Raw genomic sequence first — 16426 nt, 5'->3', positions numbered from 1 at the left:
GTTTTTGAAATGGTTAAATTTATAATACCAAAGCGCCGATCACTCCGCCTATCATAAGTGGAATGTTAAAAAATACAAAGGTTGGCACGCATGTGTCGTATATGTGGTTGTGTTGCCCATCGGCATTAAGTCCTGATGTAGGTCCCAGGGTACTGTCGCTTGCAGGGCTTCCTGCATCTCCAAGAGCCGCCGCTATGCCAACGAGTAGGATTATGGCGGTTGGCGAAAAGCCTAAATTTAAAGCAAGTGGCACATAAATAGCTGCAATGATCGGTATCGTGCCAAAGCTAGTTCCTATACCCATGGTTACAAGCAGTCCGATCGCAAGCATTAAGATCGCTCCGCCAAGCTTACCTCCGGCTAAAGAGGAAGCAAAGCTTACAAGTTGCTCTATACCGCCGCTCTCTCTTAATACCGCACCAAATCCTGCGGCAACAAGCATGATAAAAGCTATAAAAGCCATCATCGCAAGTCCGCTATTCATGATATTATCTATCTTTTTATACTCTATACCACCAAAAACTATCATTACCAAAAGTCCTAAAAGTGCACCAAGAGGCATGCTTGAGGTTAAAATTTGAATTCCAAAGGCAACTACCGCACCGCCAAGTACCGCCCACTCTTTTTTTGTCATTTTTAGGCTTTTTGCAAATTCTGCTTCTTTCATCTCTATCGTGGTCGCTTCGGTATTTTGATACTCTCTTTTACCTCTATAAAAAACAAATACCGCCAAAAGCAAGCCGACAAGCATAGAAGCCCCACCTATCCACATAACGCCCGAGATATCAGACATCTCTACTTTTACACCGTTGTTTTCAAGCTCCCTTTTGATTATGCCGTGAAAAATAAGTCCAAAACCTACGCTAAGGCTTACATAAGGCGCTTTTAGACCAAATGTCAAAGCCGCAGCTACCGCACGACGATCTATCTTTAGCTTGTTCATGAGCGGTAAAAGAGGCGGGATCAAGATAGGTATAAACGCGATATGCACGGGGATTAAATTTTGTGAAAAACACGCAACGCCTGCGATAATTAATGCAAAATACGTCCTGGTGTCGCTTAAAATTTTACTTATAGAATTTATTAGTATCGCGGTTAAATTTGTATTAGCGATAGCTGCAGCAAGCGCTCCAAGCAATATATAACTAAGAGAGGTCTCTAAATTCCCTTTCATGCCGGTGATTAACGTCGAAGTTGTAGCCGTAAGCGCATCAAGAAATGAGCCGTCTTGATACATGATACCTGCAACAAGCGCCGAAACTAAAATGGAAAGCAATATATTAAATCTAAGCAGACAAAGTATCGTCATGACTGCGATACTAAGAACCACGGGATTAGTAAGCATTTGTGTCCTTTTTGTTGTATTTTCGTTTAATTATACATTTGAATATAAAAATTTGGGTTAAAATGACCTAAAAAAAGCGTTAAAGTTAAATTTTTGGGCAAATTTTTCACGCTATTTTAAAAAAGTTAGCTAAAATAAGTCAAATTTAACATAAAGGAAATTTATGAAAAGCGACATTATAAAAAAGGGCTACACAAGAGCACCGCACCGCTCACTTTTGCGTGCTACGGGGCTAAAGGATGAGGATTTTGCTAAACCGTTTATCGGCATTGCAAATAGCTTTATAGAGATTATCCCGGGGCATTTTTTCCTAAATAAATATGCTGAAATTTTAAAAGATGAGATTCGCAAATGTGGCTGTGTGCCGTTTGAATTTAACTGCATCGGCGTAGATGACGGTATAGCGATGGGGCACGGCGGTATGCTTTATAGCCTCCCAAGCCGCGAGATCATCGCAAATTCGGTTGAAACCGTGATGAACGCTCACGCACTTGACGCACTTGTTTGTATGCCAAACTGCGACAAGATCGTGCCAGGAATGGTAATGGGCGCGCTTAGGGTAAATGTGCCGACCGTGTTTGTTAGCGGCGGACCGATGAAAAAGGGTCACACAAAGGACGGAAGACCGATCGACCTTGCGACCGCGTTTGAGGCGGTGGGTAAATTTGAGACAAAAGAGATAGACGAAGTCGAGCTAAAAGATATCGAGTGTAACGCGTGTCCGAGTGGTGGCTCATGCTCTGGAATGTTTACGGCAAATTCGATGAATACACTGTGTGAGGCGATGGGTATCGCGCTAAGTGGTAACGGCACGATACTAGCCCTAACTCCAGAGCGTGAGGAGCTGGTGCGCCGTGCGGGACGAAGGATCTGCGAGATCGCTCTTGACGAACGCTATAAGATCAGAAATATTTTAAACAAAAAGGCGGTTCGCAACGCGCTTGTTGTCGATATGGCGATGGGAGGAAGCTCAAACACCGTGCTTCATATGCTAGCTATCGCCCGTGAAGCGGGAGTTGATCTGCAAATTTCAGAGCTTAACGAGATCAGCCGAAATATCGCTCACATAGCAAAGATCAGCCCAAGCTTGCCAAGTGTGCATATGGAAGACGTCGGACGAGCCGGCGGAATGAACGCGGTGATAAAAGAAATTTCACGCCGTGATAACGGAATGTTGCATTTAGAAAATTTGACCGTTAGCGGCGAGACTCTAGGCGAGCGTGTCGGAGCAAGCGAGATAAAGGACGAGTCGGTTATCCATAAGGTTGAAAACGCATATTCACAGGTTGGTGGACTTGCGGTATTATTTGGAAATTTAGCCGAGCAAGGCTGTGTGATAAAGACGGCTGGGATCGTTGGCGAGCGTAAATTTAGAGGTAAGGCGGTTTGCTTTAACAGTCAAGATGAGGCGATAGCGGGAATTTCAAGCGGCAAAGTGGATAAAGGCGATGTAGTCGTGATCCGCTACGAAGGTCCGCGCGGAGGTCCTGGTATGCAAGAGATGCTAAGCCCAACTTCGCTTATAATGGGACGCGGGCTTGGTGCGGACGTGGCACTTATCACCGACGGACGCTTTAGCGGTGCTACAAGGGGTCTTAGTATCGGACACGTGAGTCCCGAAGCTGCCGAGGGCGGTATGATAGGTCTTTTAAAAGATGGTGATATAATAGAAATAGATGTCGATAAATACGAGATAAACGTGCGTCTTGACGAGGCTGAAATCGCTAAGCGAAAGGCGGAGTTTAAACCACATCAAAAAGAGCTAAGTGGCAGATGGCTAAGACAATACCAAAAGCTAGTAGCCAATGCAAGTAGCGGAGCGATTTTGGAAGCGTAAGAAGCGCTAGCTTAAACACAACATACTTTAATAGGTGCAGGTTGTTTGGTCTTAGGACTTTATACGCCTGCGCCGATTTACGAATGGCATCAATCCCTCAAGCCGTTTATATTTACCTGCTATAATCTTGCGAAAATTTAAGGAGTAAAAATATGAAAATATTATCTAAAGCTATCAAGCTTTTATCTGTGGTTGCGATTTTTGGTGCATTAAACGCAGCTGCATTTTCTGAAGGCAAAGACTATGCCGTGCTTGAAAAGCCGTTAAATGTTGGAGAAAATACCCTAGTAAAGGTTTTTAGTTATGCGTGTCAGTATTGCTATAAATTTGATAAGAGTGTTACGCCAAAGATAGTTAAAGAGCTTGAAGATATGAAATTTATGCCGTTTCATTTAGGCACAAAAGGTAGCTATGGTGAGACTGCAAGTAGTGTTTTGGCTGCACTTTTAACCAAAGATCAAATGAATGGAGTTGATATATTTAGTGATAATTCTTCATTTAAAAAGGCTAAGATGGCATACTACAAAGCCGTGCATGAAAAAGGCGAGCAGTGGATGAGTAAAGACGGTAGGCGTGACAAGGCTGCATTTATAAAAACAGGACTTGATGCCGCGGGTGTTAGCCTAAGCGAATATGAGGCGATCTTAAACATGCCAAGAACTCAGGCCTTGCTTTTACTTTGGAACGAGGGGTATAACGCTGCTAAAATTTTTGGCGTTCCTGCGTTTGTAGTAAATGGCAAATACGTTATAAACGCTGCCGCCGTAACCTCTATAAAAGATCTTGAAAAGCTTATAAGGGAGCTTCAAAGTAAGTAAATTTACATTTTAGATGTCGCTTGGCATCTAAAATTTCCCTATATGGGATATTTAAATTATCAAAAAATTTATTTTATTTTAATCTTAGCGTGATTTTTCTGTCGAAAACATCTTGTATAATTGCTTTAAATTTAAATCAAGGAGATTACAATGAAATTTCTAAAACTTCTATCTGCGGTTGCGATACTGGGTGCATTAAGTGCAAATGCCTTTACCGAGGGTGTTGATTATGTCAAGCTTGAAAAGCCTCTTTCTGTTGAAAAAGGCACGCTTACAAAGGTTTTTAGCTATGCTTGCCCGTTTTGTTACAAATACGACAAGAGTGTAACACCTGCTGTTATAAAAAAGGTCGAAGGGCTTAAATTCGTTCCTTATCATCTAAAGACTAAAGGTGAATACGGCGAAGTTGCAAGCAAGCTTTTGGCGGTTTTGGCTGTAAAAGATATGACAAACAGTGTTGATTTCTTTGATGAGAAGTCTTTGTTTAAAAAGGCTAAGATGGCATACTACAAAGCTTATCATGATAAAAAAGAGAGATGGGGTAACGGTAAAGATGAAGCAGCGTTTTTAAAGACGGGACTTGAAGCGGCAGGCATAACACAGGCAGAATTTGAAGCCGGCTTAAACGATCCAAAGGTAGTAGAGCTTCTTGGTAAATGGGATGAGAGTTATGACGTGGCTAAAATTCAAGGCGTTCCTGCATTTGTAGTTGATGGTAAATACCTAATCTACACAGCCAAAATCACATCTATAGACGGCATGGCCGGTCTTATAAAAGAGCTAATGGCTAAATAAGGCTAAAAAATGAATTTGATAGAAAAGATAGGCAAATGGCAAGATAGTCGCTTTCCGTGGCTTCTTATGGCGTTTGTGAGCGTGTTTTTGGTTGTGTTGGCGCACTCGTTGTTTCAAAAGTATATACACATGCCCCCTTGCGAGCAGTGCGTTTATATACGAGTTGCGTTTTTGTGTATGGCGATAGGCGGAGTGTTAGCCGCCATTGATCCTAAAAATTTGATCCTAAAAATTTTAGGCTATGTGTTTGCGTTTTTAGGCTCTATTTACGGCATTATATGTAGTGTAAAGCTTGCAAAAATCCATGCCGCCGTTCATAGTGACGATCCTTTTGGGGTGCAAGGTTGCTCGACTGAGCCAAACCATCTATTTGGCTTACCACTTGAGAAGTGGGCGCCTGACTGGTTTTTACCGACTGGTGATTGCGGTTATGATAACCCTATGGTTCCTGACGGTGTGATTTTAAGTTCGCTACAAAACTATCTTGTAGAGCTTTATAGCGATGGTTGGTATCTTATACCTTCTAAAAAATTCCTAAGTATGGCTGACTGCACGCTTTTGGGATTTGGACTTTGTGCGATCATTTTGGCTTTAATGGCCATAGGCTTTATCGTAACACGCGTTAAGGCTAAAAAAGAATTTTAAATTTATCTGCTATACTCTTGCTAAAGGACGAATATGAACGTGTTTCTTAAATTTGGCAAGAGTGCGGATTTTAAAATTTATCTTGTTATCATATTTGCCAGCGTTACCGTTTTGTTTATGGGGGTAAATTTATATCAAGCTACAAAAGATCAGATGATATCCCTATCTGATAAAAACAAGATCGCAACTACACAAAACATAGTAAAAAGCTTTGACACATGGCTTCACGAAAGGATACAAGCCCTTAGTACTATCTCGCTTATTATGCAAAATTTAGAGCTTGCCGATGATAACGAGCGCTTGTCAAATATCCTAAATTCTTTCTATAAAAATTCCAACAACTTCGACGCTGTTCAGTTTTTAAAAGATAACGGCGATATTTTCGTAAACGGTAAGAAATACACGGGCGATGACACTGAATTTAAACAAAGAACAAGTCTGGTTTGGTTTGTAGAAACAAAGCAGACAAATTCTCCCACGATAAATTTCATCGCCAACCACACTGTTTTAAATACCGAGGTTTTAAATATCTGTGTACCAAGCCATAAAAATGGCGAATTTGTGGGCGTTTTATGTGGAGTTGTCAAGATAAGCAATATCTTTAAAAACATAAGAAATTTAAAACTTTCGCCAAATTCTTACTACTTTATCGTAACTCACAGCGGCGAGGTCTTAACCCAAATGAGCGATATAAATTTAAAAGAGCAGATACAAAGTAGATTTAAAGAGATGTTTTTAGCGGGTGAGGATCTATCCGGTATAAATATAAACTCAAATTTCATCTCTCTTGCCGAAATTCCGTCGCTAAACTGGTTTGTAGGGGCGGGTGCTTACGATGAGCGCCAAGTCAGCGAGCTTTTGTCGATATTTCAAAACAGCGCCGCGTTGTTTTTCATCTCATTTTTAGTGCTTATACTTTTAGCAAATTTACTTCATAGCCTTATGTATAAAAAGATAAAAGATAAAAACGATGAGTATGAAATTTTACTTGCTCATAAGGCTAAAATGAGCGAAGCAGGGGAGCTTATAAGCGGTATAAATCATCAATTCATCCAGCCTGTAAATTCATTAAAGCTTATGATAACGACACTTCAAATGCTTGAAAGAGACAGAAATCTAGACAAACAAACTCTTAATGAGATACTAAAAGGTGGCGAGAGTTCAGTCTGCCTTCTAAGTGATACGATCGAAATTTTTAGAAATTTTTACAAAACAAGCGAAAATATCAATAAATTTAGCGTCGCCAAAAGCGTGAAAAACCTACTCATGCTTATGCATACGGAGCTTAGCCGTGTAAATGTCAAGGTGATTTTGGTAAATTCAAGCGATGTTATCGTGACACAAAAAGACAATATCATACAGCAAATTTTACTCATCCTCATTCACAACGCAAAAGACGCCGTGGTTGAAAAATTTGAAAATATCAACAAAAGAGAGATAGAAATAGACATCAAAAGTAATGAGACTAAGTGCTTTATAACTGTTAGCGAGCATGGTTGGGGTGTTAGTGAGGCGATGAGAGATAAGATATTTTCCATGCCAAAAACAACCAAAAAAAGCGGTAACGGTATAGGGCTTTATTTTGGTAAAAAGCTAGCAAACGAAAAGATAGGCGGCGACTTAAAACTTGTTAGTGATGCAAATCCAACCGTGTTTGAGTTAAGTTTTGATATAAATTTAAAAGGTGAAAAATGAAAGAGGAAATTTTAGACTCGCTATCAAAAATATCCATCCTAATCGTTGAGGATGATAATGTTGCGCTTACGCTTTTAAAAAGCGCTTTAAAGCCGTATTGTATGAGTGTTTATACCGCAAATGACGGATATGAAGGGCTCGAGTCTTTTAATAAAAACAACCCAGATGTCATCTTAACGGACATTCACATGCCTATGATGAATGGATTTGAGATGATGAACGAGATACTAAAGACAAAACCGCATCAAAAATTTATTATCTTTACTTCGTATGACACTGATAATAACCTACTTAAAAGCGTAAAGGCGGGAGCCGCACTGTTTCTTAAAAAGCCCATAGATATTGAAATTTTACGCTCGATGTTAATGAGTCTTAGCGTAAAGTCGCAAGATAAACTGATCAAACTAAGTCACGATATCAGCATAAATCTAGAACGCGAGAAAATTTATAAAGGCGGCAACGAAGTTTATCTGACATTTTTGCAAAACAAGCTGTTTTGGTTACTTGCTTATAACCTAAATTCGCTCGTAACCTACGACAAGATCACGGAGTATGTTTACGAGGATGAAAACGTAAGCAAAAGCGCTATACAAAATATCGTTTTACGTATCAAAAAAGAGCTTGGCATAAAGATAAAAAACCTTTCCGAGCTTGGATACATGATGACATCACAGAGATAAATTTACAATACTTTTGATAAAATCGCTTTTATTTAAATAAAGGCATTTTATGAACGAAATTTATATTTTTTATGCGGTTAGCTTCTTTTTGTGCGTGATATGCGCTGTTTTACTCGGTGTAGTTTTAAACGATAAAAAGACGATCGAGAGTTTAAAATTTAGCAAAAACGAGTTTGAGAATTTAAGTATCGAGCAAAAAGTAAGGCTTGAAAACGAAGCCTTAAGAGCGCAAGAAAGCAAAGAGATAAATGCGAATTTAAGCCAAAAGTTAGAGCGAAAAAGCATAGAAAATGATGCGCTTGAAGATGAAATTTTAAATTTAAAAACACAAATTTCAAGTCTAAAAACCACTCTTGAGGAGCGTGAGAAAATTCAGCTCGCTAAAGAGGAGAATTTCGTTCAAGTAAAGAAAAATTTAAGCACCGAATTTGAAAATCTAGCTAATAAAATTTTTGAAGAAAAGAGCGCAAATTTTAATAAAAACAGCCAAACATCACTTGAACTCCTTCTAAATCCCCTAAAAGAACAGATACAAAATTTTCAAAAACGAACAAATGAAATTCACGATAAAACTCAACAAAATAGCCTAAATTTAGAAAACGAACTCAAAAAGGTGCTTGACATAGGACTTGGTATGAGCCGTGAGGCTAGTAACCTTACAAATGCACTAAAGGGCAACAATAAGATCGCGGGAAACTGGGGCGAAATGCAGCTTGAAGCGACCTTGCAAGCCGCCGGTTTAGTAAAAAACGAACAATACCGCGCGCAAGAGAGCTTTAAAAGCGAAAGCGGGGCCAGGATGGTGCCTGATTTTGTTGTGTATCTACCTGATAATAAACATATCATCATTGATAGCAAGGTCTCTCTTGTGGCTTACGAGGTAGCTATGAGCGCGGTAAATGAAAATGAGATGAAGACCGCGCTTAGCGAGCATGTAAAGTCAGTCAAGTCACACATCGACGAGCTTAGTAAAAAAAACTATAGCATGATAGAAGGGCTTGAGAGTCCTGATTTTGTCATGATGTTTATGCCTATAGAGGCAGCTTATATCGAGGCTTTAAAATACGAAAGAGAGCTTTTTGGATATGGTTACGAACGAAAGGTTGTGCTTGTATCTCATACGACTTTAATGCCGATACTACGCACTGTGGCAAATTTGTGGCGTATAGAAAAGGGTAACAAAGAAGCCATACAAATAGCCGCTAGTGCAGGTGAAATTTATAATAAAATTTGCGTCGTAGCCCAGGATCTAAACAAGCTTGGGGCAACGCTTACAACCGCAACTAGGCAGTATAACCAAGTAGTCACATCACTTGCCGGAAGACAAGGACTTTATGGTAAAACACAGCGCTTTAGGCAGCTTTCTCAAAAAGCTACGCAAAATATGCCAGAAGTTGGCGAACTAGAGATCGAAGTAGAGAGCGCAAAACTTGAAAATTTAAGTAAAAAGGACGATGATGGTAGTGATAGGCTCTAAGCTTCCTACGACAAATTTAAAAATATCCAAAATCTTGCCCGAACTCATACAAGGCTTTATATATCATCATTTGCCGGCTTCACAGCACGTCGGATATAAGCATGAAAAAACCGGGAAAATTTTTAAGAAAACAAATTTTGACTATAGACTAAAAGGGGCAGATTTGCGCGTGCGATTTACTGCTTTTGAGCCAAAATTTGAAGAGCTTATCGCTATGGCTGTATTAAAAAACGGGCTAAATTTGGGTGAAATTCATCTAACTGGTAGCACAGTGTCCTTGCAGCGACACAGAGTTGATGGGGCGGATTTAGCTACGGTTTTGCTAAAAGGAAACGTGGTGTGCGCTTTAAAGGGGCTTTTGGGGCATAAAGTCTATCTTGAACCGCAAGATTCCAGACACCTTGAGATGATGAAGAAAAATGCGCTAGAGCGGTTTGAGACGCTTTGTGGACGAGAATACGAGGGAGAATTTGAGTTAAATTTAAAGTGGCAAAATTTAGAAAGTCCGCTTTATTTTTATTATGGTAATAACAAGATGCCTGTGCGTGCTTGGCCGGCGGTTTGGGAGGTAAGAGCTAGTAGTGAGATGATAAATTTGATGCTTGATACGGGCGTGGGAAGCGGATGTATGAGCTTTGGTGTCGGATTTTTAGAGGTTGCAAAAGATGATTAGAACAAGGCATATTAAATGCTAAGATAATGGTTTAAAATCCCATAGGGATAGCCTTGTTCTTTAAATGTATTATAGTAAAAAAAAATTAAAACAAAGTAATTGCATGACTTAATATATTTTAATACTAAGATAATGTAACTTGACAAAATGTCAGATAAAATATATAATACGCCATAAAAAAGGATTATTATGAAAAATATCTATAAATTTATGGCTAAAGTCGAGTTGGTTTATCAAAAGCAGGTTCTTGATAAAGACAGCATTAGCAAACGGAGTGTTGCAAGGTTTAGTATAACATTTGGTTTTGTTGCATCTGCAATATTTTTATATTATTTTATCCATAAATATTTGGTATAATTTCAAAACACATAAGTCAAGGATTGTATCTTGGGTGACATTATCAAAATATTTTCTGATATCGGGTCAGTTTATGAGGAAGATGAGAAGCGTATTAAAAATAGAGCCTATGAATATGACGAAATAAAGTGCTACCTGTGTGATATAGATACAAAAAATATAATTCCAAGCACTAATATCCCCAAAGATGAGTTAATCATCACTAGATTTGGCATAGGGGCAAACTCTGGCAATCTTTTCCCCAACTATCAATTTATCTCAAAAGATGTTAGTAAAGACGAAGCAAAATTTATAAAAGGTGTTTTAAAGTCTGTTAAAAACTTAATGTCTTATTTTTCTCCAAGCGATATAGAAAACAATGAAATTTTAAAGAGATCAAGCGAGCTTAACGAGGGCTTTTTTGACGATATAATAACCAATATTAAAGCACTTGACGAGCATAAGGCAAAGGATAAAAAAGTAGCCACATTCTTTTGTTTGTCCTATAACGAAAAGCCAATATCATCGTATTTTAAAGAGATTTTTGATAAGCATATAGATAAAAAAGAGGTTAGTAAAATTTACGGATATGACATCTTAACCAACAAAAAAGGCGTAGGAGCGGACGCAAATTTAGCCTTTTGCTCCGTAAATGAACTGCCTGAAAATTTAAAGAGCGTAAAATCAAAGTTTCTACCGCTAAATGAGTCAAGTGCAAATAGAATTAGGATCGGATTTTTAGCCACTGACAAGGAGCTTTCGCATAATTTTTATGGTGTTAAAATGGCGATATTGCCGACACTGCTCTCAAATGATCAAAGCCTATTTAAAGAGATCATACAGATATTAAAAGAGGCTAAGAAAAATGATGTCGAGGAGCTCGCACAAGCTGAGGAGATAGCCATAGATGTCGCGCTAGAATATGTGGCAAAAAGAGAGAAAGATCTGCCTGTTTTAAACACGATTTTATTCTATGCTAAAAATAATGCGGCGATTGATGTTTTGCTCCAGATAGATGATGTCTTGCCGTCTTATATCTCTAAAATTTCAAACGCTATGGGAAGTCGTAACATAAAGGCTTTTAAACGCAAAGATATAAAGGATAACGACGAGGCTATATATCTGCAAAATCTTTTTGAAAATAGTCTTGAAATTATGAAATTTTTGCTGTCTCAAAACAAGGTTGATTTAGACACTATGATACAAAGGTATGCTGAGCTGATATACTATGGAAATATCAATAAGAAGTATCGTTTTGCTATTGATTGGGGGAAGTATTTTAACGGTTACTATCCGCAAAGAAGCATAGAAAGTATCTCTAAATACCAAGAGCTATTTAACGAGATAGATATTTTAAATAAAAAACTTACATTGCAAAAGGAGTGTGATTTGCAAAATTTAAAGGACAAAAAGGAGCTTATCCGCTCACTTATACAAGGTAGCGAATTTATAAACAACGATAGCGTTTTGCAAGGGGCATATTTGCTAGGTATGCTGTCGTCTGCTCTTATGAAGTGGCAATACGCCGTTAGCGAAAGTGCATCTTTTGCTAGATGGTTAAACAATAATGGCGCTATAACAAAGGATTCGCTTGAGAGAATTTGGACGAAATGCTATGCAACAAAGGGCAAGCTAGAAAATATATCAAAGCATCCAAATTTAAGCATAAATCAGACTATGGAGCTAGCCGAGGAGATATTGCCAGGTGTGTTTTTATCAAAAGATGTGGTTAAAAGCTCGCACATTACGCTTGCATTTGCTATGGGCGGAAATGACTATAATAAATTTATAAAAGATGAGAAAAAAGGAGAATAGATGAAAAAGAAAGAGATACTGTTTTTGTGGGATGGAGAGAATTTTAACCCAAACGGCGATATGTTAAGAGAAAATGCTCCTAGGATAGATGACGAGACAAATATCGCTGAGGTTACGGACGTGCGTATAAAGCGGACTATTCGCGATGAGATTATGAAAAAGGACGAGAGCATTATCTTTGTCAAAGAGTATAGGAGCGGCGAAAACATCCTAGACTGTAAATCCGCCGTAAGAGAGGTCATAAACATAAAGCAAGAAAAGGCGCAAATAGAAAGGGATATACTGTCTAAATTTATTGATATTCGCGCATTTGGCGGAGTTTTACCAATCTCTGATAAAGATGAGATGAAAAAAGATAAGGATATAAAAACTGCCGGAGTGCAATTTACCGGTGCGGTTCAGTTTAGGATGAGCAGGTCGCTTCACAGGGTGCAAACACAACACATCAAAGGCACGGGAGCCTTTGCTAGTGGTAACGACAAGGGCGCAAAAACTTTTAGAGAAGAGGACTTTTTAAGCTACGCGATGTTTGCGACTTACGGAATTTTTGATAACAATAACGCTAAAAATACAAATTTCAGCGAAGATGATGCAAGGGAAATTTTATCCGCACTTTGGAACGGAACGAAAAATCTAATAACACGCTCAAAAATGGGTCAAACGCCTAGATTTATGCTGATAATAACATATAAAGACGATACATTTGCCGGGGATCTAAACAATAGCATATCGTTAAAAAGCGCTAAGAGTGACGAGGCTATAAGAAACATAAACGACTACACTATCGACTTTTCAAATTTAAATGCAAAGCTTCAAAGATACGCTCAAAATATCGAGAAAATCGAATATGTAAGCGACTTTGACTTTGAGAAAAACAATAAAGCAGGATTTGGCGAAAGCTGGCAAAAAATAGGGCTATAAATGAATATCGTTGCCTTTAAGCTAACGGGCGATTACGCTCACTTTTCACACCCAGCCACGATATACTCGAGCCTTACCTATCCTGTGCCACCCAAAACTTCCATAATGGGGCTTTTGGGTGCGATCATCGGCGAAAGAGAGTATTACAAGCTAAACGATATAAAGTATAGCGTCAAGATTGATAGGCAAATTTCTAAGAAAAGCTTTGTTTTTAACGGTATAAAATTCGCTCTTTCATCAAGTATGCACATAAAAGAGGGCTATCAAGATGCAAGTGAGAAAAAGCAGTTTTATAGAGAGCTTATCATTAGTCCCGCATATACGATATTTTTAAATTTAGAGCATTTAGAAGAGTGTTATCAAAGCGCGATTATTAAAAATTTAAAAGAACATAAAAGCGTGTTTACGCCGTATTTAGGGATAAATTTTTGCATAGCTGATTTTAGCTGGATAGATATAAAAAGTTGCTCGCTGGCACAAGAAGACAAAAGCGATGTAGATACCATTGTTTTGCTTGATGACTTCATATTTGACACGCAAAATCAAAACATCAAGCTCACCACCGCAAGGATGGCTTGCGCGTGTGAAGAGGGGAGAATTTTTAAGGACTTTAACAACTTTGTTATTAAAGTCGGCGGTGAAAGTCGGGTTCGAGCGAAAAATAGGGGCAATATCTATGAGATAAATGGGGAGCGAGTCTATTTTGTTTAGCGAGTTTTTATCGCATCCTGATAAGCTTTTTACAACTCATATCGCAAATATGATAAGCTGCGAGAGCGATGAAATATGCAAGCAAATAAAGCTATTTCACGATATTGCAAAGCTAAAAAACGACTTTCAAAAGTATATCAGAGGTGAGAGCGAAAACGGACTTTATAAAAATCACTCCTTGCTCTCGGCGTATTTTTTTCTCTTAAACTCAGTTGCAAGCGAGCTAGAGACAGCTTTTGGCTTTTTATCCATCGTATCTCACCACGGCGACGTCGAAAATTTTAACGAGCTAATAAGCTCAAACAAAAACTTTGGCAGATATTTTGAGCTATCAAATGAGCTGAAATTTTGGGATGAAGTTGCTAAAAATGCTAAAAATTTAGAGATTTACTCCGAGATAAAAACCGATAAAACTAAGCTTTTAGAGCGAGCCAAAGAGCTATATATGCATACGCTTAGGTTGAAAAACAAATTTGACTATAACAACTTTATAGAGTTTAAAAGACTTTATTCATCTCTTATCTATGCTGATAAATTTGAAGCCATTTTTAGTGAAAAACAGAGCGGTTTAGCTCCTATAAAGACGCAAGAATTTGATCTATATATGTCGCAGCTAGAAAGTGCAAAGCCAAACAAAAAAAGAAGCGAATTTAGAGAGTTTGTGATGTCAAATTTTGATATAAACCACAAGCTTTTTACGCTTACCGCGCCAACCGGTTACGGCAAGACTTTGACAGCGTTAAATTTCGCTCTTAAATTTAACAAAGAGCGCATTATATACGCCTTGCCATTTACCTCCATAATCGACCAAACTCACGATGTGATAAGCGAAATTTATAAAGATAACGACGATGTTTTGATCTATAAAGCACACCATAAAACTGTCATAGATGAAAACACGCCTGAAGATAGATACTCCAAGATAAAATTTCTAATGGAAAGTTTTAGCGCAAATATCAATGTAACGACACTTTACCAGCTGATTTTTGCCATTTTTGGTAATAAAAACAGGGATAATGTCAAATTTAACCAGCTAAAAAATAGCGTCGTTATCATAGATGAGGCTCAAGCGATACCTTATAAATTTAGAGCTGATTTTATCAAGCTTTGCGAGATAATATCTAAGAAATTTGACACCGTTTTTATATTTATGTCGGCGACTATGCCTATCATGCATAGTGAAAATTTTAGAGAAATTTCAAATTTAAAGTATTTTAAAAACCAAAATAGATATGTGTTAAAGTGGCTTGATATAGAGCAAAATGAAGAGAATTTGATAGAGCAAATCAGCCAAAGCGCAAGTGAGAAAAACACGCTCGTAGTTGTAAATACTATACGTAAAGCTCAGGAGCTGTTTTTAAGGTTTAGAGACGGTTTTTGCTGTTTTTGCCTCAACGGATATATGTACGATAAGCACAAACAAGATACGATAAAAAGCGTCAAAGAGGCTATAAATTTAAATAAAACCGCGGGCGAAAAACCCGTGCTTTTGATCTCTACGCAGTCGATAGAAGCTGGTGTTGATCTTGACTTTGATGTTGGGTTTAGAGAGATCTCGCCGATAAGCTCTATCGTGCAAACCGCAGGACGGATAAACAGAAATTTTGGCACTCAAGGCACACTTTATGTGTTTGAGGATATTTGTGGGTACTCAGACCCGATTTACGGCGATGTGAAACTTATAAGTGATAATATCTTGCAAAAAACTCTTTTGCAAAAGTGTATTGAAGAAGAGGAAATTTTAGAGATTATAAATCAATTTTTTGCAGATATCAGCACACACCTTGAGGGCTATTTGCTGCATAAAGAGATGAAGGAGCTAGTGTTTTTTGACATAAATAAAGTGATCGATGAGGTAATGAATGATGAGTATAAAGTGCTTGTGGTTATAGAGCCTAAGACCGGTTTTGCAAAGGAGTTTGAGAGTGAAATTTTAGCTATCAGGCAAAATGAAAATATGGATAAATTCAAAGCCAAAGATATGCTAAAAAATACGATAAAGAAAATTTCAAAATTTGGTGTAAATGTGTCTATCAAAGATAGTCAAAATTTAACATTGAAGCCTATTTTGGGGCTTAAAGATGTCTATTATCTACCCTTTGGCGATACTATGTATAATGACTCTTTTGGTCTTAAAAAAGATGTGAACTTGGACGCATTAAACGAGGCTTTTACCTAATGTTTAACAAAGAACAGATCACCGGAACGCTTGTGAACTACTACGCCACTTGCAAGCGTGAAGCGTGGCTATACGCCCATCATATCCACGCTGATCAAGAGGATGAAAACGTCGCATTTGGCAAGGCGATGGCGGATATAAAAGAGCAAAATTTACAAGAGTTTGCCTTTGCAAATTTGAAATTTGACAAGCTTTCAAAAGAGCGCGGACACTACGTCGTAACCGAATACAAAAAGAGCCTAAAAAACGAATATGCCGCTAAAATGCAGCTACTTTTTTATATCTATCTTTTAAAAACAGGTTTAAATTTAAAAGAGGTAAAAGGCAAGATAATAAGCGGTAAAAAAGTAGTGCTCGTGGAGGATAGCGATGAGAATTTTGCCATTTTAGAGCAAATACTAGGCGAGATAGAGGAGCTCGCCAACATGCCCGTGCCGCCTAAATTTGAGCACAAAAAGATATGCGACAACTGTGCTTATAGAAACTATTGTATATAAGA

14 protein-coding genes are annotated in these 16426 nt (G+C 38.2%); 13 read left to right on the top strand and 1 reads right to left on the bottom strand.

The window, feature by feature from the left end; translation table 11 throughout:
- Positions 1–19: 19 nt before the first annotated feature.
- Complete coding sequence (locus CCAL_RS09020; RefSeq protein WP_170016325.1) at positions 20–1345, bottom strand: Na+/H+ antiporter NhaC family protein; 1326 nt, start codon at positions 1343–1345, stop codon at positions 20–22.
- Positions 1346–1508: 163 nt separating this feature from the next.
- Between CCAL_RS09020 and ilvD the strand changes: the two genes are divergently transcribed.
- The 13 genes from ilvD to cas4 all read left to right on the top strand — a co-directional run bounded on the left by ilvD (position 1509) and on the right by cas4 (position 16424).
- Entirely contained in the window at positions 1509–3182 is a 1674-nt protein-coding gene (ilvD, locus tag CCAL_RS09015; RefSeq protein WP_170016327.1) for a dihydroxy-acid dehydratase, read from the top strand.
- Between the two features lie 152 nt (positions 3183–3334).
- On the top strand, positions 3335–4000 hold the full coding sequence (locus CCAL_RS09010) for a thiol:disulfide interchange protein DsbA/DsbL (protein WP_170016329.1): 666 nt from the start codon (positions 3335–3337) through the stop codon (positions 3998–4000).
- 150 nt (positions 4001–4150) lie between these two features.
- Positions 4151–4795, top strand: a complete 645-nt coding sequence (locus CCAL_RS09005) for a thiol:disulfide interchange protein DsbA/DsbL (RefSeq protein ID WP_170016331.1) — start codon at positions 4151–4153, stop codon at positions 4793–4795.
- Positions 4796–4804: 9 nt separating this feature from the next.
- The gene (gene dsbI / locus CCAL_RS09000) at positions 4805–5440 is read left to right on the top strand and encodes a protein-disulfide oxidoreductase DsbI (RefSeq protein WP_170016333.1); all 636 of its coding nucleotides are present in this window, start codon (positions 4805–4807) and stop codon (positions 5438–5440) included.
- Between the two features lie 33 nt (positions 5441–5473).
- Positions 5474–7135: a sensor histidine kinase gene (locus tag CCAL_RS08995; RefSeq protein ID WP_170016335.1), complete on the top strand. Its 1662-nt coding sequence runs from the start codon at positions 5474–5476 to the stop codon at positions 7133–7135.
- On the top strand, positions 7132–7815 hold the full coding sequence (locus tag CCAL_RS08990) for a response regulator transcription factor (protein ID WP_170016337.1): 684 nt from the start codon (positions 7132–7134) through the stop codon (positions 7813–7815). The genes CCAL_RS08995 and CCAL_RS08990 overlap by 4 nt, the downstream gene beginning before the upstream one ends.
- A gap of 49 nt (positions 7816–7864) precedes the next feature.
- On the top strand, positions 7865–9292 hold the full coding sequence (gene rmuC, locus CCAL_RS08985) for a DNA recombination protein RmuC (protein WP_170016339.1): 1428 nt from the start codon (positions 7865–7867) through the stop codon (positions 9290–9292).
- Positions 9273–9965 carry a CRISPR-associated endoribonuclease Cas6 gene (locus CCAL_RS08980; RefSeq protein WP_170016341.1) on the top strand — a complete coding sequence of 231 codons (693 nt, stop codon included), beginning with the start codon at positions 9273–9275 and terminating at the stop codon, positions 9963–9965. Before rmuC ends, CCAL_RS08980 begins: the two co-directional genes overlap by 20 nt.
- Positions 9966–10352: 387 nt before the next feature.
- Complete coding sequence (locus CCAL_RS08975) at positions 10353–12116, top strand: TM1802 family CRISPR-associated protein (RefSeq protein ID WP_170016342.1); 1764 nt, start codon at positions 10353–10355, stop codon at positions 12114–12116.
- Complete coding sequence (gene cas7b, locus CCAL_RS08970) at positions 12117–13037, top strand: type I-B CRISPR-associated protein Cas7/Csh2 (protein WP_170016344.1); 921 nt, start codon at positions 12117–12119, stop codon at positions 13035–13037.
- Complete coding sequence (gene cas5 / locus CCAL_RS08965) at positions 13038–13748, top strand: CRISPR-associated protein Cas5 (RefSeq protein WP_170000363.1); 711 nt, start codon at positions 13038–13040, stop codon at positions 13746–13748.
- On the top strand, positions 13723–15927 hold the full coding sequence (cas3, locus tag CCAL_RS08960) for a CRISPR-associated helicase Cas3' (protein WP_228026738.1): 2205 nt from the start codon (positions 13723–13725) through the stop codon (positions 15925–15927). The genes cas5 and cas3 overlap by 26 nt, the downstream gene beginning before the upstream one ends.
- Positions 15927–16424, top strand: coding sequence for a CRISPR-associated protein Cas4 (gene cas4 / locus CCAL_RS08955; RefSeq protein WP_169938582.1), 498 nt, complete (start codon positions 15927–15929; stop codon positions 16422–16424). Before cas3 ends, cas4 begins: the two co-directional genes overlap by 1 nt.
- Positions 16425–16426 lie beyond the last annotated feature (2 nt).

This window comes from Campylobacter sp. RM6914 (assembly GCF_004803835.1).
In the GTDB taxonomy this organism is placed as follows: domain Bacteria; phylum Campylobacterota; class Campylobacteria; order Campylobacterales; family Campylobacteraceae; genus Campylobacter_A; species Campylobacter_A californiensis.
Note: the sequence above shows the minus strand (reverse complement) of the source record. Positions and strands in the feature narration are given on the sequence as shown.